The sequence below is a fragment of the Paraburkholderia sp. EG304 genome, assembly GCF_046543485.1.
Classification (GTDB): Bacteria; Pseudomonadota; Gammaproteobacteria; order Burkholderiales; family Burkholderiaceae; genus Paraburkholderia; species Paraburkholderia youngii.
In genome coordinates, this window is sequence record NZ_JBKGUA010000003.1 from 59,749 (window position 1) to 78,479 (window position 18,731).

The 18,731-nt window shown below is 65.9% G+C and carries 22 protein-coding genes; 9 read left to right on the forward strand and 13 right to left on the reverse strand.

The window, feature by feature from the left end:
• Positions 1-35: 35 nt before the first annotated feature.
• The 4 genes from ACLFKU_RS04650 to rhaS all read left to right on the forward strand — a co-directional run bounded on the left by ACLFKU_RS04650 (position 36) and on the right by rhaS (position 4,725).
• A complete protein-coding gene (locus ACLFKU_RS04650; RefSeq protein WP_410848312.1) occupies positions 36-1,565 on the forward strand; it encodes a sugar ABC transporter ATP-binding protein in 1,530 nt (509 codons plus the stop codon).
• The gene (locus ACLFKU_RS04655) at positions 1,562-2,617 is read left to right on the forward strand and encodes an ABC transporter permease (protein ID WP_410848313.1); all 1,056 of its coding nucleotides are present in this window, start codon (positions 1,562-1,564) and stop codon (positions 2,615-2,617) included. Before ACLFKU_RS04650 ends, ACLFKU_RS04655 begins: the two co-directional genes overlap by 4 nt.
• Positions 2,610-3,635, forward strand: a complete 1,026-nt coding sequence (locus ACLFKU_RS04660; RefSeq protein ID WP_410848314.1) for an ABC transporter permease — start codon at positions 2,610-2,612, stop codon at positions 3,633-3,635. Before ACLFKU_RS04655 ends, ACLFKU_RS04660 begins: the two co-directional genes overlap by 8 nt.
• 79 nt (positions 3,636-3,714) lie before the next feature.
• The gene (gene rhaS / locus ACLFKU_RS04665; protein WP_368581916.1) at positions 3,715-4,725 is read left to right on the forward strand and encodes a rhamnose ABC transporter substrate-binding protein; all 1,011 of its coding nucleotides are present in this window, start codon (positions 3,715-3,717) and stop codon (positions 4,723-4,725) included.
• An 88-nt stretch (positions 4,726-4,813) separates the two neighbouring features.
• On the opposite strand, the gene ACLFKU_RS04670 is transcribed toward rhaS, so the two are convergent.
• The 3 genes from ACLFKU_RS04670 to ACLFKU_RS04680 all read right to left on the reverse strand — a co-directional run bounded on the left by ACLFKU_RS04670 (position 4,814) and on the right by ACLFKU_RS04680 (position 8,059).
• Entirely contained in the window at positions 4,814-5,965 is a 1,152-nt protein-coding gene (locus ACLFKU_RS04670) for a CmpA/NrtA family ABC transporter substrate-binding protein (RefSeq protein WP_410848315.1), read from the reverse strand.
• A gap of 7 nt (positions 5,966-5,972) precedes the next feature.
• Complete coding sequence (locus ACLFKU_RS04675) at positions 5,973-6,548, reverse strand: ANTAR domain-containing response regulator (protein WP_368581918.1); 576 nt, start codon at positions 6,546-6,548, stop codon at positions 5,973-5,975.
• A gap of 269 nt (positions 6,549-6,817) precedes the next feature.
• Positions 6,818-8,059, reverse strand: a complete 1,242-nt coding sequence (locus ACLFKU_RS04680; RefSeq protein ID WP_410848316.1) for a cyanate transporter — start codon at positions 8,057-8,059, stop codon at positions 6,818-6,820.
• A gap of 205 nt (positions 8,060-8,264) precedes the next feature.
• Between ACLFKU_RS04680 and ACLFKU_RS04685 the strand changes: the two genes are divergently transcribed.
• A complete protein-coding gene (locus tag ACLFKU_RS04685; RefSeq protein ID WP_410848317.1) occupies positions 8,265-9,008 on the forward strand; it encodes a GntR family transcriptional regulator in 744 nt (247 codons plus the stop codon).
• Between the two features lie 206 nt (positions 9,009-9,214).
• Here ACLFKU_RS04685 and infA read toward each other — a convergent pair whose 3' ends face one another.
• From infA to ACLFKU_RS04700, 3 genes are all read right to left on the reverse strand, one after another.
• Positions 9,215-9,493, reverse strand: a complete 279-nt coding sequence (infA, locus tag ACLFKU_RS04690) for a translation initiation factor IF-1 (RefSeq protein WP_008924062.1) — start codon at positions 9,491-9,493, stop codon at positions 9,215-9,217.
• 135 nt (positions 9,494-9,628) lie between these two features.
• Positions 9,629-9,910 (reverse strand): hypothetical protein, encoded by a 282-nt coding sequence (locus ACLFKU_RS04695; protein ID WP_368581921.1) that lies wholly within the window; start codon positions 9,908-9,910, stop codon positions 9,629-9,631.
• A 500-nt stretch (positions 9,911-10,410) separates the two neighbouring features.
• A complete protein-coding gene (locus tag ACLFKU_RS04700) occupies positions 10,411-10,629 on the reverse strand; it encodes a hypothetical protein (RefSeq protein ID WP_368581922.1) in 219 nt (72 codons plus the stop codon).
• 236 nt (positions 10,630-10,865) lie between these two features.
• Between ACLFKU_RS04700 and ACLFKU_RS04705 the strand changes: the two genes are divergently transcribed.
• From ACLFKU_RS04705 to ACLFKU_RS04715, 3 genes are read left to right on the forward strand one after another with little or no spacing between them, the layout of a single operon-like run.
• The gene (locus ACLFKU_RS04705) at positions 10,866-11,510 is read left to right on the forward strand and encodes a transcriptional regulator (protein WP_026228479.1); all 645 of its coding nucleotides are present in this window, start codon (positions 10,866-10,868) and stop codon (positions 11,508-11,510) included.
• Positions 11,511-11,568: 58 nt separating this feature from the next.
• Positions 11,569-11,796: a DUF1653 domain-containing protein gene (locus ACLFKU_RS04710; RefSeq protein ID WP_410848318.1), complete on the forward strand. Its 228-nt coding sequence runs from the start codon at positions 11,569-11,571 to the stop codon at positions 11,794-11,796.
• A 36-nt stretch (positions 11,797-11,832) separates the two neighbouring features.
• Positions 11,833-12,027, forward strand: a complete 195-nt coding sequence (locus tag ACLFKU_RS04715; RefSeq protein WP_013092013.1) for a YqaE/Pmp3 family membrane protein — start codon at positions 11,833-11,835, stop codon at positions 12,025-12,027.
• A 61-nt stretch (positions 12,028-12,088) separates the two neighbouring features.
• Here the strand turns inward: ACLFKU_RS04715 and ACLFKU_RS04720 are convergent, their stop codons facing one another.
• Complete coding sequence (locus ACLFKU_RS04720) at positions 12,089-12,397, reverse strand: 2Fe-2S iron-sulfur cluster-binding protein (protein ID WP_410848319.1); 309 nt, start codon at positions 12,395-12,397, stop codon at positions 12,089-12,091.
• A 305-nt stretch (positions 12,398-12,702) separates the two neighbouring features.
• Here ACLFKU_RS04720 and ACLFKU_RS04725 point away from each other — a divergent pair, with 305 nt between their 5' ends.
• Complete coding sequence (locus ACLFKU_RS04725) at positions 12,703-12,993, forward strand: DUF1488 domain-containing protein (RefSeq protein WP_013092011.1); 291 nt, start codon at positions 12,703-12,705, stop codon at positions 12,991-12,993.
• Positions 12,994-13,018: 25 nt separating this feature from the next.
• Here the strand turns inward: ACLFKU_RS04725 and ACLFKU_RS04730 are convergent, their stop codons facing one another.
• From ACLFKU_RS04730 to ACLFKU_RS04755, 6 genes are all read right to left on the reverse strand, one after another.
• The gene (locus tag ACLFKU_RS04730; RefSeq protein ID WP_410848320.1) at positions 13,019-13,552 is read right to left on the reverse strand and encodes a cytochrome b; all 534 of its coding nucleotides are present in this window, start codon (positions 13,550-13,552) and stop codon (positions 13,019-13,021) included.
• Between the two features lie 117 nt (positions 13,553-13,669).
• The gene (locus ACLFKU_RS04735) at positions 13,670-14,971 is read right to left on the reverse strand and encodes an NCS2 family permease (RefSeq protein WP_410848321.1); all 1,302 of its coding nucleotides are present in this window, start codon (positions 14,969-14,971) and stop codon (positions 13,670-13,672) included.
• Positions 14,972-15,134: 163 nt separating this feature from the next.
• On the reverse strand, positions 15,135-15,629 hold the full coding sequence (locus ACLFKU_RS04740) for a YaiI/YqxD family protein (RefSeq protein WP_410848322.1): 495 nt from the start codon (positions 15,627-15,629) through the stop codon (positions 15,135-15,137).
• Between the two features lie 139 nt (positions 15,630-15,768).
• Positions 15,769-16,035 (reverse strand): DUF4148 domain-containing protein, encoded by a 267-nt coding sequence (locus ACLFKU_RS04745; RefSeq protein ID WP_368581928.1) that lies wholly within the window; start codon positions 16,033-16,035, stop codon positions 15,769-15,771.
• A gap of 228 nt (positions 16,036-16,263) precedes the next feature.
• Entirely contained in the window at positions 16,264-17,034 is a 771-nt protein-coding gene (locus tag ACLFKU_RS04750; RefSeq protein WP_368581929.1) for a slipin family protein, read from the reverse strand.
• A complete protein-coding gene (locus tag ACLFKU_RS04755; protein WP_410848323.1) occupies positions 17,031-18,713 on the reverse strand; it encodes an NfeD family protein in 1,683 nt (560 codons plus the stop codon). The genes ACLFKU_RS04750 and ACLFKU_RS04755 overlap by 4 nt, the downstream gene beginning before the upstream one ends.
• Positions 18,714-18,731 lie beyond the last annotated feature (18 nt).

Below are 18,731 nucleotides of genomic sequence, written 5' to 3' on the forward strand. Positions count from 1 at the left end.
CGAGCAGAACACAGCCGCAAAAAAGGAGACACGCAGTGCAGCCATCCACATCCGTGGTGCCGCGACTCGAATTGCGGCACGCGAGCAAATCCTTCGGGCGGGTGCGCGCGCTGTCCGACGGCGACCTCGTGCTGTGGCCCGGCGAGGTGCATGCGCTGCTCGGTGAGAACGGGGCGGGCAAATCGACAGTCGTGAAAATTCTCGCCGGCGTGCATCAGCCCGATGCCGGCGAATTGCTGGTGAACGGCGAGGCGCGCCGCTTCGCGACACCCGCCGAAGCGCGCGACGCCGGACTCGCGGTCATCTATCAGGAGCCGACGCTGTTCTTCGATCTGTCGATCGCGGAGAACATCTTCATGGGCCGCCAGCCGGTCGACCGCTTCGGCCGCATCCAGTACGACGCGATGCATCGCGAAGTGGACGGCCTGCTCGCGTCGCTCGGCGTCGAACTGCGCGCGGATCAACCGGTGCGCGGTCTGTCGATCGCGGATCAGCAGGTGATCGAAATCGCCAAGGCGTTGTCGCTGAACGCGAGCGTGCTGATCATGGACGAGCCGACGGCCGCGTTGTCGCTGCCCGAAGTCGAGCGGCTGTTCGCGATCGTGCGCAAGCTGCGCGAACGCGACGTCGCGATTCTGTTCATCACGCATCGGCTCGACGAAGTGTTCACACTGACGCAGCGCGTGACGATCATGCGCGACGGCGCGAAAGTGTTCGACGCACTGACCGCCGATCTGAGCACCGACGCGATCGTCGCAAAGATGGTCGGCCGCGATCTGGAAACGTTCTATCCGAAGGCCGATTGCACGCCTGGTGAAGTGCGTCTGTCGGTGCGCGGCTTGACGCGCATCGGCGTGTTCAAGGACGTCTCGTTCGATGTGCGCGCGGGCGAGATCGTCGCGCTCGCGGGTCTGGTCGGCGCGGGGCGCAGTGAGGTCGCGCGCGCGATCTTTGGTATCGATCCGCTCGATGCGGGCGAAGTGTGGCTGTCCGGCAAGCGGCTCGACACCGGCAAGCCCGCGGCCGCGGTGCGCGCCGGGCTCGCGCTGGTGCCGGAGGATCGTCGCCAGCAAGGCTTGGCGCTGGAACTGAGCATCGCGCGCAACGCGTCGATGACGGTGCTCGGCCGGCTCGTGCGGCATGGCCTCATTTCGACGCGCAGGGAAACGCAGCTCGCGAACAAGTGGGGCACGCGGCTGCGCCTGAAAGCCGGCGACCCCAATGCGCCGGTCGGCACGCTGTCGGGCGGCAACCAGCAGAAGGTCGTGCTCGGCAAATGGCTCGCGACCGGCCCGAAAGTGCTGATCATCGACGAACCGACACGCGGCATCGACGTCGGCGCCAAGGCCGAGGTGTATAGCGCGCTCGCCGAACTCGTACGCGACGGCATGGCCGTGCTGATGATTTCGAGCGAGCTGCCCGAGGTGCTCGGCATGGCCGATCGGGTCCTCGTGATGCACGAAGGCCGCATCAGCGCGGAGATCGCGCGCGCCGACGCGAACGAGGAGCGCATCATGGGCGCCGCGCTCGGTCAGGGACTCTCACCATTGGGACGTGCAGCATGATGCGCCATTCGACCCATCCCGCGCCGGTCCAGCAATCGCTGCCGAAACGTTCGGCCGCTTCGTCGGGCGGTCTTGTCGCGAGCATCGCGAAGAGCCGCGAAACCACGTTGTTCGTCGTGCTGATCCTGCTGATCGCGGGGACCGGGCTTGCGAAGCCGCAGTTCCTGAACATGCAGAATCTGCGCGACGTGCTGCTGAACGTGTCGATCATCAGTCTGCTGACGGCGGGCATGACCGTCGTGATCCTGATGCGGCATATCGATCTGTCGGTCGGCTCGACGGTGGGTGTCAGCGCGTATGCGGTGGGGAGTTTGTATGTTGCGTTCCCGCATATGCCGGTGCTCGTCGCGCTGGCCGCGGGACTCGCGATCGGGCTCGTCGCGGGCGGCATCAACGCGCTGCTGGTCGCGGTGGGGCGCGTGCCTTCGCTGGTCGCGACGCTGTCGACGCTGTACATCTTTCGCGGCGCCGATTACGCATGGGTGCACGGCGGCCAGATCAACGCGACCAGTCTGCCCGACGCGTACTCGCGGCTCGCGACCGGCACGCTGTTCGGTATCCCGACGCTCGCGCTGATCGCGATCGTCGTGCTTGCCGGGCTGTCGGTATATCTGAAGCAGTTTCGCGCCGGTCGAGAGCACTATGCGATCGGCTCGAATCCGGAGGCCGCGCGGCTCGCGGGCGTCAACGTCGAGCGTCGCGTGATGTCGGGCTTCCTGTTGTCCGGTGCGATCGCGGGCTTTGCAGGCGCGTTGTGGCTCGCGCGCTTCGGCACCGTCGATGCGAGCACCGCGAAGGGCATCGAGTTGCAGGTCGTCGCGGCGGCGGTGGTCGGCAGCGTCGCGATTACGGGCGGCGTCGGCACGATCCTCGGCGCGACGCTCGGTGCGCTCGTGCTCGGTGTGATCAGCATCGCGCTGGTCGTGCTGCACGTGTCGCCGTTCTGGGAGCAGGCGATCCAGGGCGCGCTGATCGTCGCCGCGATCGCCGCCGATACGCTGCTGGCCCGCTCCGTCGCCAAACGCATGATGAGGAAACGCGATCATGGCTAAACCCGATTCCGCGCTGCTGACGCGCAAACGCGAAACGCCGCTGCAATGGGAAGTGTTGCTGGTGATCGTGCTAATCGTGTCGCTGGGGTTGGGGCGCTGGTTGTCGCCGGTGTTTCTGACCGGCGCGAACCTGAGCAACGTGTTCGCCGATCTGACCGAGATCGCGCTGATGGCGCTGCCGATGACGCTGATCATCGTCGCGGCCGAAATCGATCTGTCGGTCGCGTCGGTGCTGGGCGCATCGAGCGCGCTGATGGGCGTGCTGTGGCACATGGGTCTGCCGATGCCGGTCGTGATCGTGCTGGTTCTGATCGCCGGCGCGTTGGCCGGTCTGCTGAACGGCCTCGTGATCGTCAAGCTGAACCTGCCGTCGCTCGCGGTTACGATCGGTACGCTCGCGCTGTTTCGCGGTCTCGCGTATGTGCTGCTCGGCGATCAGGCGGTCGCGGATTTTCCGGCCGCGTATACGGCGTTCGGCATGAACACGCTTGGGCCCACCTTCATCCCGTTGCCGTTCGTGATCGTGATCGTCGCGGCCGTGCTGTTCACCGTGCTGCTGCAAGCCACCGCGTTCGGCCGCAGCCTCCACGCGATCGGCGCGAATCCGACCGCCGCCGCGTTCTCTGGCATCGAAGTCGCGAAGATCCGCTTGCGCCTGTTCGTGATGTCGGGTCTCGTCAGCGCGCTCGCGGGCATCGCTTATACGCTGCGCTTCACCAGTGCGCGCGGCGATAACGGCGAGGGCTTCGAGCTATCGGTGATCGCGGCGGTGCTGTTCGGCGGCGTCAGCATTTTCGGCGGACGCGGCTCGATGGTCGGCGTGCTGTTGTCGCTGCTGATCATCGGCGTGCTGAAAAACGCGTTGACGTTCGACGACGTATCGAGCGAAACGCTGACCATCGTGACCGGCGTGCTGCTGCTCGCGTCGGTGCTGATTCCGAACCTCGTCGCGCGCTGGCGTGCGGCGCGCGACCGGCGTTTCATCGCGAAGTCCGCAGCGGCGTCTTCTTCATCCTGATCGTCACCGTTCTTACGAAGCTCCCAAGGACCGATAACCCGGCCCCCTCTCTGTCCAACAACAACGCAGGAGACACTTCATGTTCAAACCTCTACGTCACACCGGCATGGCTGCGCTATGCGCCGCGCTGCTCGCGATCAGCTGCGGCGGCGCATTCGCCGCGGACCTGAAAAGCGGCCTGAAGATCGCGTTCGTGCCGAAGCAGATCAACAACCCTTATGAAGTGATCGCCGACGACGGCGGCCTCTCCGCGATCAAGGAGTTCGGCGGCGTGGGCAAGGCGGTGGGGCCGTCGGATGCGGGTGCATCGTCGCAGGTGTCGTATATCAACACGCTGATCACGCAGCGCCAGGACGCGATCGTGATTGCCGCGAACGATGCGAACGCGGTCGTGCCGTACCTGAAGAAAGCGATGGGCCAGGGCATCAAGGTCGTCACGTTCGACTCCGATACCGCGCCCGAAGGCCGCCAGCTGTTCGTCAATCAGGCGAACGCTGAGGGCATCGGCCGCGGCCAGGTGCAACTGGTCGCGAAGCTGATGGGCGGCGAGGGCGAGTTCGCGATCCTGTCCGCGACGCCGAACGCGACCAACCAGAACACGTGGATCAAGTGGATGCAGGAGGAATTGAAGAAACCGGAGTACTCGAAGATCAAGCTCGTCAAGATCGCGTACGGCAACGACGACGATCAGAAGTCCTTCGTCGAAACCCAGGGCCTGCTGCAGGCCTATCCGAACCTGAAGGCGATCGTCGCGCCGACGACGGTCGGTATCGCGGCGGCGGCGCGCTACATCTCGTCGTCGTCGAGCAAGGGCAAGGTGGCGGTGACGGGCCTCGGCACGCCGAACCAGATGCGCGCGTTCGTGAAGAACGGCACCGTGACCGCGTTCCAGTTGTGGGACCCGAGCGAGCTCGGCTATCTGGCCGCGTACGCGGCGGCGTCGCTCGCGTCGGGCAAGATTTCGGGTAAGGAGGGCGAATCGTTCGACGCGGGCAAGCTAGGCAAGCGCACGATCGGCGCGCAAGGCGAGATCATTCTCGGGCCGCCGACCACGTTCGATGCGAGCAATATCGACAAGTACAACTTCTGAGCTTCGCCGACGCCGACTGTCCACTTGACCGCAGTCGGCGGCGAGTGGGCAGTTAGCGCATCAGTACGAGCGTTCGCGTGCGGTCTGCTCAGCGGCGGATCGCGAAACGCTGTCCATACGCGGCGGGCGATGATCCGCTTCCCCACACCTCACCATCGATCAATACCCGTGTCACATCCTCGCCAGGCACCCGCACGTTCACCCGCGCGGCGGCCTCGCGATACAGCTGCGTCTGGTTGATGCGCGCGGCGATCGCTTCGTGATCGTTGCGTGCGTCGACGATCCCCCAGCGCTCGAACTGCGTAAGGAACCACGCACCTTCGATTGGATGCGGATAGTTGACCGCGCCGTCGTCGAAGAAGCGCATCGGCAGGCGGCGCGGGTACGCCGTGTCGACCCGGTCGCCAAGCCGCGCTGCGATCAGCGATTCGTCGATACCGATGTAATCGGACCGCGCGAGCCAGCGCGCAATTTCGTCGCGGTGCCCGGCGCCGTCGAGCCAGCGGCACGCTTCGAGCACGGTCTGCACGAGCGCGCGTGTCGTGCGCGGATGCGCGTCGACGAAATCGCGGCGGCAGGCGAGCACTTTCTCCGGATGCTCGGGCCACACCTCGCTCGTATAAGCGATCGTTGTGCCGACGCCATGCGCCTCGGCCATCGCATTCCACGGCTCGCCGACACACAGGCCGTCGAGCCGGTCTTCGGCGAGCGCCGCGACCATCTGCGGCGGCGGAATCGCGACGCTGTCGATGTCGCGCAACGGATCGACCCCTTGCGCCGCGAGCCAGTAGTACAGCCACATCGCGTGCGTGCCGGTCGGGAAGGTGTGCGCGAACACCGGCTTGCGGCCGAGCGTCGCGAGTGCCTCACGCAAAGTCCCGCGCTTCGCGAGCGCATCGGCGAGCCGGTTCGACAGCGTGATCGCCTGGCCGTTGCGGTTCAGCACCATCAGCACGGCCATGTCGGTGCGCGGTCCGCCGAGGCCGAGTTGCACGCCATACACGAGCCCGTAAAGCGCGTGCGCGGCATCGAGATCGCCCGACAGCAGTTTGTCGCGCACGGCGGCCCACGACGGCTGGCGGCACAGTTCGAGCGTGAGTCCATGCGCATGGCCGAACTCGAGCAGCTTCGCGGCGATCAGCGGAGCCGCGTCGGACAACGCGACGAAGCCGAGCCGCAGGTGGGTCTTTTCAGGCGGCTCTGCAAAGGCCGCCGCGGTGACGGAAGTGGCTGGATTCATGAGCGCATCATTTGAGCGAGGCGGCCGACGCGACGACCTCGCGCGCGACCTCGGCGAGTTTGACGCCCTGGTTCATCGCGCGTTTGCGCAGACTCGCGTAGGCGGCCGGTTCGGTGAGTTTCTGCTGATCCATCAGCAGGCGTTTCGCGCGGTCGATCAGCTTGCGCTCGGCCAGTTCGTTTTCGGCCTGCGCGAGCCGTTCGCGCAATTGCGACTCCTGCGCGAAACGCGCGAGCGCGACTTCGAGGATCGGCGCGAGCCGCTCGGTCGCGAGGCCTTCGACCAGATACGCGGTGACGCCCGCGTTGACCGCTTCGCGGATCAACTGCTGGTTCGCGTCGTGGCTGAACATCAGCACAGGGCGCGGCGCGGTCGCGTGCATCACGGCGAGCTGTTCGAGCGTATCGCGCGACGGCGACTCCGTATCGATGATGATCACGTCGGGCCGCTCGTCCTGCACCGCGCGATGCAGCGCCTGCGGCGTCGCGGTGCCGGCGAGCATTTCGCAGCCGAGACAGGCGAGCGCGTCGCGCAGATCGCCGATGGGTTTGTCGGTGTCGGTGACAAGAAGAACGCGCAGCATGGAGTCAGGGGAAGGGCCATCTGACTACCGGTAAAGCAATGGATATGCCAGTCATCGCGCGATGGGGATTGGCGACGTGTGTGAGCAGCGTGCGCGCGCGCAAATGGCGCGGGCAAATCGGGATTTTTGTGGCGATCGCCGCGAATCGTCCGCGAACGAGATGTGCGGCTATCTCGATCGCGCTGCACCGGCACGGGGCACGCAGGACAGCGGACGCCCGATGCACCGAAGCGGCGCATCGCATACAAAGCGGTCGAAGGCTCGAAGCCTCAAAGCCAGCGCGAACAACTGCGCGGCGAAAACAGCAAGGTCACCGCCATCATTGCGGCGATGCAGCCGGCGAGCATGATCCACGCGGCGGCGAAGCCGCCGCTCCAGCCGCGCACGATCCCGGCCACGAGCGGCGTGACGGCCGCGACGATGAAGCCGACGCCCTGCGTGAACGCGACCAGCTGGCCGGCCACGCGATGATCGCTCGAATGATCCATCGCGGTCACGAGCGTCAGCGAAAACACGCCGCCGAGCCCCGCGCCCGCGATACCGACCCACAGCAGCGGCGCGGCGTCGGGCAGTGCGATCAGGCCGAGCACGCCGGCCAGTTGTGCCGATAGCCCGAGCATCAGCCACGGGCGGCGATCGCGGAACGACGCGGCGGCCAGCGGCAGCAGCAATGCCGACGTGGCCTGGAAGACCGTCATCGCAGCGAGCAGCGAGCCGCTCGCTGCGACGCTCGTGCCGCGCTGCTGATAGAACGCCGGCAGCCACGCGACCAGACTCGTATAACCGCCATTGACGATGCCGAAGTACAGGCCGAGCGTCCACGCGCGCCGCGTGGTCCACGGCGAGAACGCCGACGCGGGCACGGCAGAGGTGCGCAGCGTGGCGGGGGCCAGCGCATGCCGCCGCGTCAACAGCCACCAGCACGCGAGCGCGCCACAGGCCGGCAGCGCCCACACCGCGAGCCCCGCGTGCCACGTCTGCATTGCGCGGCTGACCCATGGACTCAGACTCGCGCCGAGGCCGCCTCCGCCCATGATCGACGCGGAGAACACGCCCGTCGCGAGCGGCACGCGGGCGTGGAAACGCTGCTTGATGACGGCGGGCAGCAACGCCTGAATCGCGGCCACGCCAGCGCCTGCGAGCAGGGCCGTAGAAAGCAGCGTGAAGCCGCTCGACGCAATCCAGCGCGCCGCGCACGCAAGCGCAATCGCGGCGAGACCGAGCGCGACTCCGCGCGTTTCGCCGACGCTGCGCGTCAACGCCGCCGCGCCGAATGCGCCGACGCCCATCGCGACGACCGGCAGGCTGGTCAGCAATGACGCGCCGTAGAAGCTCAGGCCGGTCGCGCCGCGAATCGTGGTCATCAACGGGCTGATCGAGGTCAGCAGCGGACGCAAATTGATGCCGATCACGACGATCGCGCCGAGCCACGCGAGGTCGTGCCATGTGAGCGCGGAGCGGGCGCGGCTTGCGGAGGTACTGTGAGGAGTAGCGCTGGTGGGCGAATTCATGGCGAGCCTGAGAGCCGGACTGCGGGAAAACGTTGCAGTCTGCGTTTTTGGTCAACCATAGTAACTTGAAATGGTTGACCATTTTCCCGAATGTCCGGTATAAGCAGCGGCGTAGCCCGGCAGATTGGCGTCGTGCGCGGGGCATCGCTAGAATGCTGCGGCTTTGTTCCGTTCTTGTTTTCCACCGTCTACGGTCACTGAAATCATGGCTACGCGTTCCTCGCGTTCTTCCTCCGCAGAATCCGCTCCGCCCGCACCCCCCGCGAGCGGCGACGCCTCGCCGAGCGTCGAAGAGCGCATTTACGCGTCGATTACCTCGGCCTTGCTGCAGGGGCGTTTGCGGCCCGGTGCGCAACTGGTCGAGCGCGATCTCGCGGCCGCGTTCGGCTGCACGCGCGGCGCGCTGCGCAAAGTGCTGGCGCGGCTAGGCTTCGAAGGCAAGCTCGTGCTCGAAGCGAATCGCGGCGCGTTCGTGCCGTCGCCGTCGGAGGAGGACATTCGTCAGGTGTATCGGGCGCGGCAGATCGTCGAGGCGGGCATCGTCGCATCGCTGTGCGGGGCGCTGAGCGCCGCGCATAAGCGGCGCTTGCGCGCGCATGTGCGTAGCGAGGAAAAGGCGCTGCGCGCGGGCGCCATCGATGAATCCGTGCGCCTGGCCGGCCAGTTTCACGTGCTGCTGACGGAGCTGGCGGGCGGCACCGAGTTGCTTGGACTGGTCGGGCAACTGGTCGCGAAGACGGAGCTGTACAAGGCGCTGTTCGACCCGTCGAAAGGTTCGAGCTGTTCCGCCGATGAGCACGCGCGGATCATCGACGCGCTCGATGCCGGCGACCTGCAAGCCGCGTTGACGGCGATGCGCGAGCATCTGTCGGAGCTGGAGGAGCGGGTGGTCGAGCAGGTGCGCAAAAGCGCGGATGGGGAGGATTTGGGGGCGGTGTTCGGAGTGTAGCGAGACGCGCTGCGACGTGCGTGGTCGCCGAAGCGGCGCGCCGCCAGATTTCAGTCAAGACGCCGCGCGTTCGTTCAGGCAGAACGCGGAGTCGGAAGGTATAACGCGAGTCTGTAGGGCCTCGCGCTGACTCTCGATGCTCGGGCGGGCTGCCCGCGTCACCTGCATGGCATCGCAGGTACGCTGGGCGGCGCCGTCACCACTGCTTATCTACGCCGCGCACCCTGCGACGCCGGCCGTGGCGCGCCGCCGCCGCTCGGGCGTTCGTCCTTGTGGCGGAAATTGATCCGTCCCTTGGTCAGGTCGTAGACCGACATTTCGAGCGTCACGCGATCGCCCGCGAGAATACGGATATGGTTCTTGCGCATGCGTCCGGACGCATAAGCGCCGACCACGACGCCGTTGTCGAGCGTCACGCGGTAGCGGCTATCGGGAAGCACTTCGTCGACGATACCGTCAAGTTCAATCAGTTCTTCTTTCGCCATGCATCACTCCTGGTCGATGGGATAAAGGGGAAATCGGCCGCGGGCATTGCGAGCGGCGCGAGTGTGGATTCGTTGGAAAAGCAGCGGCGCCCGCAAGCACGCTGCGCGACATGAGTGACGCGCCGATGACGCCGCTCAAAGATCGGTGACCGACTGACCGCTCACCTGGCCGTCGATCAGCCGTTCCGCATGCGCCATGCACGCGATGCGCGCCTTGCCCATGCCGTCGAACGGAAACAGATACTGCAGACGGAACACCCGGCCGTCGGCCGCCGGATTGGCGCCGACGCGGCAGATCCGCACCGACGCGTCGTAACCGGCGCCAGGATTGCGGGTCGCTTGCGCGCCCGCCGCGCGGCGCGGATAGACGAGCGGGTGAATTTCGTAACCCTTGTAGGTCCTGACTGCTGAATTCATGAAAACGTGTCCTGTATTGCGTGGTCCGCGCGCCGCGTGCGGGGCGCTGCTTGCGGCAACGTCTCCTCGAGGCGTCGTGACGCGGACCGGCGGCGCAGCACCAATGGGCGCGCCGCGATGAAAATGGTTGGCACAGGCCTGCTAGACCCGGCGGGCTCAATGACAATGGCTCGAGCGGTCGCGCGAAAACGCGGATTCGACCGAAAACGCTGAAGCGGCGCGCCGATTCGTGCGCCGGGCGCATGATGCTGAACCGCTCGGTGTACTTCTCGCGGCGGCGAATGCGGACGTCGCATTGCCGGAGTGACGGGATCGCCGATAAGGGGCGGTCGAACTGTCGGGGGTGGTGCGGCGATGCCGGGTTGAGACTGCCTGGTGCTGCCAGTGCTATATGGGTGCGAGGTGCAACTATTGCAATATGATGCCTGAAATAGGCCTGATTGGATAGTGCAAACTTCAGCACACGGCCGGAACGCCCGCCTGACGGGGCTTCGCGGGCGTCAGCGCGACGTCTCGGCGACGCGCTTCTGCAATTCGCGCGCGGCTGCCAGCGGCAAGCGCGCATCGTTCCAGCTGGCCAGCCATTCGACTTCCTTCGCCGTGAAGACCTGACCATAGTTGCGCAGTGCGTACTGCAGCGAATCGATGATGTGGTTGCGAATGATCTCAGGCGTACGCGTGTCGTCGAGCACGGCGCGAAGCGCTTCGAGTGTGGCCATCGGTTGGCTCCGGACGGTTGGATGTCGGTGGATCAGTGTTTATCGCACGAAAAAAATGCGCTCGCGAGGTCGCCAAAATTGCCGTCTGGCGTCGATTCGCGGCGCCCGCGCGAGGCCGCTACAATGGCGGCTTCCTGAATGGCGGACCGAGCATGCGCGCCGAAGCCTGCTGCTGGCATCTGGCATCGTCGTCATCGCGATCGCGCGCCGCCTCCTTCGAACCTCGCGTTTTTTCCATGCGCAACCCGAACGTGTCTCCTGTCAAAGACCTGCTGTTGAAGCGCTACGCGCCGATCGCCGACGGCATCGCCGCGCTGCTCTATCCGTGCGCCGAAGTGGTGATTCACGATCTGCGCGATCAGACCATCGCGTATCTGGCGAACAATCTGTCGCGGCTCGAGGTGGGCGCGCCGTCGGTGCTCGACGACGCGCACTTCGCGGCGCGCGGCCAGACCATCGGTCCCTACGAGAAACTGAACTGGGACGGCCGCCGCATGCGCTGCGTGAGCAACATCCTGCTCGACGACGATGGCAAGCCCGCCGGCATCCTGTGCGTGAACTTCAACATCGCGGTGTTCGAGGACGTGCGCTCGACGCTCGATCTGTTCATCAAGGGCGGCACGATGACGGACGCGCCCGGCGACGATCTGTTCCGTGACGACTGGCAGGACCGCATCAACACGTATCTGCACACGTGGTTGCGCGACCGGCAGATCGGCATCAATGCGCTGACGCGCGAGCACAAGCGTGAAATCGTCGAAGCGCTGCACGCGCAGGGCGCGTTTCGCGGCCGCAGCTCGGCGAACTACGTGGCCGCGGTGCTGACGATGGGTCGCGCGACCGTCTACAAGATCCTGAAGCAGATGAAAGAGGGCGGCTGAGCTCAGGCGCGCCGTGCTTGAAAATGCTTCGATGACGCCCAAAATAAGGACATACGCGATGCGCTACCGACACTACAAAGGCGGCATTTACGAGCTGGTCTGCGAGGCCACGCTCGAATCGGATCCGACGGTCACGATGATCGTCTACAAGGCGGCCAATGGTACGATCTGGACCCGTCCAGCGACGGTGTTTTTCGAGCTGATCGAGCAGGACGGCGTCAAGGTGCCGCGCTTTGCGCCGCTCGATGAGTTCAACAACGAAGCAGATGCGTCCCGCTCGGACTAACGCATGCTGCCTTAACGACAGGAACAGGAAAACCGAATGCGTCTTTTGCTTGCCATCATTCTGCCGTGGTTGCAGTTTTTCACGATCGGCCGTCCGTTTGCGGGCATCATCTGCCTGATTCTGCAAATCACGGTGATCGGCTGGGTGCCGGCGGCCATCTGGTCGGTGTATGCGCTGAGCCAGTACAACACGGACAAGAAAATCGCCCGCGCGATGGGCAACGGGCGGTAACACGCGGCGTCTGAAGCCGTCGGCGAGTGTGGGCGCGTCGCGCTCACGCTCGCGCCATCATTTACCTCACCGGTATCACGACCGCATCCGGAACTTCGATCACCACGTCGGTTTCCGCGATCGCCACGCACGGCAGGATATAACCGTCCGCCTTTTCCTCACGGCTCACACCGGGCCATTCGATCGAATAGCGCACACGCCCCGACGTCATCCGGCACAAGCATGTGCGGCACGTGCCATTGCGGCACGAACGCGGCAAACGCAGATTCGCGAATGCGGCGGCTTCGAGAATCGTCAGCGAATCGGGCGCTTCGAAGCTCTGGCCGAGCGGTTCGACGCGGACTACAGGCGGGCGGGTGGGGGCGGACATCGTGCGGGTCGGTTACCAGGTGCGCGACACTTTACACGGGATCGGACGCCGCTTGATGCCGCGCTGCAACATAGGCAAATCAGTCGCATCTTCAAGAAAAAATCGGGGAAATCTTGCACCTCGCCCGAACTCGTCTAAAGTGAATCAATTCACCTCCGCGTGGCGCGAACTGACTATGCCGCGTTGAGGTGACGGCCCGCGTCGACTGCATGGGACAAGGAGGAACTAGCGGCTGACGCGATAGCAAACAATCGGCGCGCGCATTACCCGAGCGCATCGCGTGCGCACTCTTCCAGGTGACTCCCATGCAGATCCAATTTCCGAACGAAGCCCCTGAATATTCAGGTCGCGAACTTACTTTGGCGTTTCCGGCAATGGTCGATGGGCAGAGGGTGGAGTGCATGATCACCGCGGAAGCGCTCGAGGATCACTTCGGCGCCGCGTCCCCCCGGCAGGAAGACATGATCGTTGCGTTCGACACGCACCGGCCGCGCATCGAGGCCGCCACGCGCCGGCTGTTGTCGGAAACGCGCGCGCAGTGTCTGGTGCTCAGAAGCGGCTACGTGCGTTTTTACGAGGCGAACTGGCGTAACTGACTGCACGCAGCCGGCCGCATCGCTTTCAAACGATCCGCCGCAGCGCCCGATCCTTGAACACCACATGGTGCGCGATCGCCGCGAGCGCATGCAGGCCGATCACCCAGTAGAACACGTTGCCAAGCCACTCGTGTGCGTCCTTCAACAGCGGCCGCGCGATCGAATCCGCTCGCACCAGCGTGAAGCTGATGTCCGTCCAGGCGAGCGACACCGGCCGCCCGCCCGCGTTGACCATCAGAATGCCGAGCAGCGGCTGCGCGAAGATGAACACATAGAGCGCGAGGTGCGCGGAGCGCGCGACAAAAGCGAGCAGCCGGTTGTTTTCGAGTTCCTCCGGCGCGCCAGCCCACAGTCTCCATAGCAGCCGGAGCACGGCCAGCACGAGCACCAGCGTGCCCGCCCAGAAATGCACGCCGGTCCAGAACTCGCGGCCCTCGGAGCCGCGCGGTCCGCGGATTTCGATGGCCAGATAGGCCAGCGCCACCAGCAGAAAAATCATCCAGTGGAAGAAAATCGCGGGCCTCGTGTAGCGGTCCGTCGTGCGGTTATATGAGGACATGGCGGCTCCTGGGCGGCGACCCGTGTCGCTGCGACCCGGGCGATCGTCGTTCGAAAGATCGGATGATAAACGGTCCCTGAACCCGACGACACATTCGCCCCCGGCCCCGCAACATCCTCACTCGCTGCCGAGATAGAAATATCGGAACAGGAAAATCGCCGCGATGATCCATACGACCAGCTTCACCTGGCGCGCCTGGCCCGTCAGCAGCTTGAGCGCCGCGTACGAAATGAAGCCGAACGCGACGCCGTTCGCGATCGAGTAGGTGAACGGCATCAGCAGCGCGGTCAGCGCGGCCGGCACCACTTCGGTCGCGTCGTCCCACGGCAGGTCGACCAGTTCGCGCAGCATCAGGCACGACACATACAGCAGCGCGGGCGCGGTCGCATACGGCGGCACCACTTCGGCGAGCGGCGCGAAAAACAGCGCCGCGACGAACAACAGGGCGACCGTGATCGCGGTCGCGCCGGTACGGCCGCCGGCCTGCACGCCCGACGCGCTTTCGATATACGCGGTCGTCGACGACGTGCCGAGCATCGAGCCAGCCAGAATCGCGGTGCTGTCGGCGAGCAGCGCGCGATTCAGCCGATGCATCTTGCCTTCGACGAGCAGCCCCGCGCGGTTAGCGACACCCATCAGCGTGCCGGTCGCATCGAACAGCTCGACGAGGAAGAACACCAGTACCACGTTCAGAATCCCGCTCGACAGCGCGGTGCGGATATCGAGCTTGAACAGCGTCGGTGCGATCGACGGCGGCATCGACAAGACGCCGTGAAACTGGTTGCCGCCAAAGAAAAAGCTCAGGATCGTCACGCCGACGATACCGATCAGGATCGCCCCGCGCACGCGCAGATGATCGAGCGTGACGATGCCGAAGAAGCCGATCGCCGCGAGCACGACGTGCGCGTCATGCAGATTGCCGAGCGTGACGAGCGTGGCCGGATTGCCGACCACGATGCCCGCCGACTTCAGCGAAATGATCGCGAGAAAGAGGCCGATACCGCCGGTGATCGCGATCCGGATCGAATGCGGGATGCCCTTGACGATCACCTCGCGCACGCGGAACAGCGTGACGATCAGGAACAGGCAGCCGGAGATGAACACCGCGCCGAGCGCAGCCTCCCACGTGTAGCCCATGCCCTTGACGACCGTGTACGCGAAGTACGCGTTCAGGCCCATGCCGGGCGCGAGCGCGATCGGGTAGTTCGCGTACAGACCCATGATCAGCGACGCGAGCGCGGACACGATGCAGGTCGCGACGAACACCGCGCTCTTCGGCATGCCGGCGTCGCCGAGAATCGCCGGGTTCACGAAGATGATGTAGGCCATCGTCAGGAAGGTGGTCACGCCGGCTAGCACTTCGGTGCGCAGGTTGGTGTCGACGGCGTCGAAGCCGAAGTAGCGTTTGATCGAGTCCATGGGGCGGGTTTCTCTTTCGTCGTTCGGAAAGTGTTTTTGTGATTGAGGCAGTCTCCGCGCGGCCCCGGCAAAACAGGTCGCGCGGCGGTGTTACGGCGGAATTGTAAACACCAACGGCGGCGCCCCCTCGCTTGCGGCTGCCCCGGCAGGCCTGCCGGGCCCGTCAGGCGGGCGGTTTGCCGGGCGACTGTGACGCCGGCACATCACCGCGCGGCGCATGACGCGCGAGCCAGCGATCGAGTTCGCCAGCAAACGTCTTGCCATCCCGCGCGCTGAAGGCGGACGGACCGCCCGTGTCGACGCCGCTCGCGCGCAACTGGTCGAGCATCGAGCGCATGCGCAGCCGTTCTTCGATCGTGCCGGGCGTGAACCAGTTGCCGCGCGGATCGAGCGCGTGGGCATTTTTTGCCAGCACGGCGGCGGCGAGCGGGATGTCGCCGGTGATCACGAGGTCGCCCGCGACGACCCGCTCGACGATCAGCTGATCGGCGGCGTCGAAGCCGGCCGGCACCTGGATCGCGCGGATCAGCGGCGACGGCGGCACGCGCAGGAACGCGTTGGCGACCAGCGTCAGCGGCATGCCGGTGCGGCGCGCCGCGCGATAAAGCATGTCCTTGACGACGGCCGGGCAGGCGTCGGCATCGACCCAGATTGGCATGGTGCGGGTTCCGGCTAGGTGCGGCTGGTTTGCTGCGTGGGGGTTGGAGGGACGGGATGATACCTTGCCGCGACGCAAAGGGCTTCCCTGCCGCCCGCGGCGGGCGGCATTCAGGCTGCGGGTGCGGCAGCGACTGCTTTTACTGCACTGTCGTCGGTTCGAGGCCTTGCCGTTCGGCGCGGCGTTGCGCGACGATCCGGCCGGCTTCCTGCGCGTTCTCCGGATAGTTGACCCAGTCGTTCGGATCGTAGCCGGCGGCAAGCCATTCGATGAGTTCGGCGCGGACCTGGGCGCGCGTTTTCGGCGCCGACGGGTCGTTGGGCTGCATCACCGTTTGCGCGTAGACGGTGCTGATACTTACGGCGGCCAACAGCGTGCCGAGTCCAATGCGGGAGAACAGATTCATGGCGGGCTCCTGCGGAGCGGAAAAACAGCCGGGCCTGGTCGTTTTTCGGTGCGCGCCGGGTAAAGCAGTAGAAAGCGGCGCACCATTTCTGCCGGCAAATAGAACCCGCCGCGAACCGCGTTCCCCACGTGAGCGCAAGCAGCGCGGAAAGCGGGCGGGTTTGCTTAAAACTTCAAAAGTTCGACGCTAGTCGATGCCAAATGGGCGTCCTGACAAGATCTCGTCCTATCACGCCGAGGGCTTGCCGAACCGTTCCATCACCGCGCTCACCAGGTCGATCGGCAGCGGAAACACGATCGTCGAGTTCTTGTCGGCGGCAATCGTCGTCAGCGTCTGCAGATAGCGCAGCTGCATCGCCTGGGGTTGGCGCGCGAGCGTCTGCGCCGCTTCGAGCAGCTGCCGCGACGCCTGCAACTCGCCTTCCGCGTGAATCACCTTCGCGCGCCGTTCGCGCTCGGCTTCAGCCTGACGCGCGATCGCGCGGATCATCGTTTCGTTGATATCGACGTGCTTGATCTCGACGATCGACACCTTGATGCCCCACGCATCGGTTTGCGCGTCGAGCACCTTCTGGATGTCGGTGTTCAGCTGTTCGCGCTCGGACAGCAGCTGGTCGAGGTCGTGCTTGCCGAGCACCGCGCGCAGCGTCGTTTGCGACAGCTGGCTGGTCGCCTCGAAGTAGCGCGCGACCTGGATCACCGCCTTCTCCGGATCGACGACGCGGAAATACACGACCGCGTTGACCTTCACCGACACGTTGTCGCGCGTGATGACGTCCTGCGTCGGCACGTCGAACACGACGGTGCGCAGATCCATGCGCACCGCCTGCTGCACGATTGGAATGATCAGCACCAGCCCGGGCCCTTTGACCTTCCAAAAGCGGCCGAGCATGAACACGACGCCGCGTTCGTACTCGCGAAAAATCCGCACCGACGACGCGATCAGCACGGCCACCAGCAGGATCAGGATGCTGCCGAAGCCGAATGTGAAGCCGATCATGAGGGTTCTCCTTGTCCTTGTATTGGGGCGGCTGGCTTGACGGGCACCACGGTCAGCGTGAGGCCGTTGCGCGCCGTGACGCGTACGCTCTGCCCCGGCGCGGCCGGCGTCGTGCTCGACACGCGCCAGCGCTCGCCGTGCACGCGCGCCCAGCCGCCAAGCGGGCCGCTGGCCGAGTGTTCGGGTTCGGGCAGCAAGCCGCCGTCCAGCACCACGCCGACGCAGCCGATCAGCGCCTCCGAGCCTGTCACGACCGGCCGGCGCCGGGCGCGCAGCGCGAGCCGCGACACGCCGAGCACGAACGCGACGCTGAACACGACGACCGCGGCGATCAGCGGCAGCGGGATGCCGTAGCCGGGCACGTCGGTATCCATCAGCATCATGGCGCCGACCACGAACGCGACCACGCCGCCGAAACCGAGCGAGCCGAAGGTCGGCAGGAACGCTTCACCGATCAGAAAGGCGATGCCGAGAAAGATCAGCCCGAGGCCGACATAGCTGACGGGCAGCATCTGCATCGCGAACAGACCGAGCAGCAGGCTGATCGCGCCGACCACGCCGGGCAGCACGAAGCCCGGATTGGCGAATTCGAAGAACAGGCCGTACATGCCGAGCATCAGCAGAATCAGCGCGACGCTCGGATCGGTGATCACGGCGAGGAAGCGGCTGCGCCAGTCGGGTTCGAGCGTGATCAGCGGCGCATGCGCGGTCTGCAGCGTGACGCTGCCGGCGCTCGTGACGACTGTGCGGCCGTTCAGCTGGCGCAGCAGGTCGGGCACGTCGCGCGCGACGATATCGACGACATGCTGCGCGAGCGCCTCTTCATCGGACAGGCTGACCGCTTCGCGGACCGCGCGCTCGGCCCAGTCGGCGTTGCGCCCGCGCATCTGCGCGAGGCCGCGGATGTACGCGGCGGCATCGTGGACCTGCTTGCGCAGTTCGGTCGATTGGGTGTCGAGCGGCAGCGCGCTGGCGGCTTCGGATGACGCGCCGGGCGACCCAGGCGCCGACGCGGACGCGGGCCCGGACGCGCCGCCCGGCAGCGTGCGCATGTCCGGCAGTCCCGGCGTGCCTGGGGTGCCCTGCGTTCCCGGTGTTCCGGGTGATCCAGGTGTGCCCGGCATTCCCGGCGGGCCGCCGGCGGGCGGCTCGTTACCGCCGATGCCCATCTGGATCGGCGTCGCGGCGCCGAGGTTGGTGCCCGGCGCCATCGCGGCGATATGGCTCGCATAGACGATGTAGGTGCCGGCGCTGGCGGCGCGCGCGCCGCTCGGCGCGATGAAGGTCGCGACCGGCACCGGCGACGCGAGGATCGCCTTGATGATCTGCCGCATCGACGTATCGAGGCCGCCGGGGGTATCGAGTTGCAGCACTGCGAGCTGCGCGTGCTGACTGGCCGCGCGCTGCAAGCCCCGCACGATGAAATCGGCGCTGGCCGGCCCGATTGCGCCGTTCACCGGAATCACCTCGACACTGTCGGCGGTTGCGGCGGCAAGGTTGGCCACGCGCGCCGCGTTGGCCGCTTGCAGCGGCGCCAGCGTTCCGCACGTCGCGAAGCCGAACGCGCAAAGCACGCCGAGCACGGCGATGCCGCGCATCAAACGGCCCGCGATGCCGCCGTGGATGAGCGGCGTGCGCGGACCGGACTGCCGGAGCGGGAGACGCGGAATCGTGTTCATCGCTGACGGCCGTCGCGC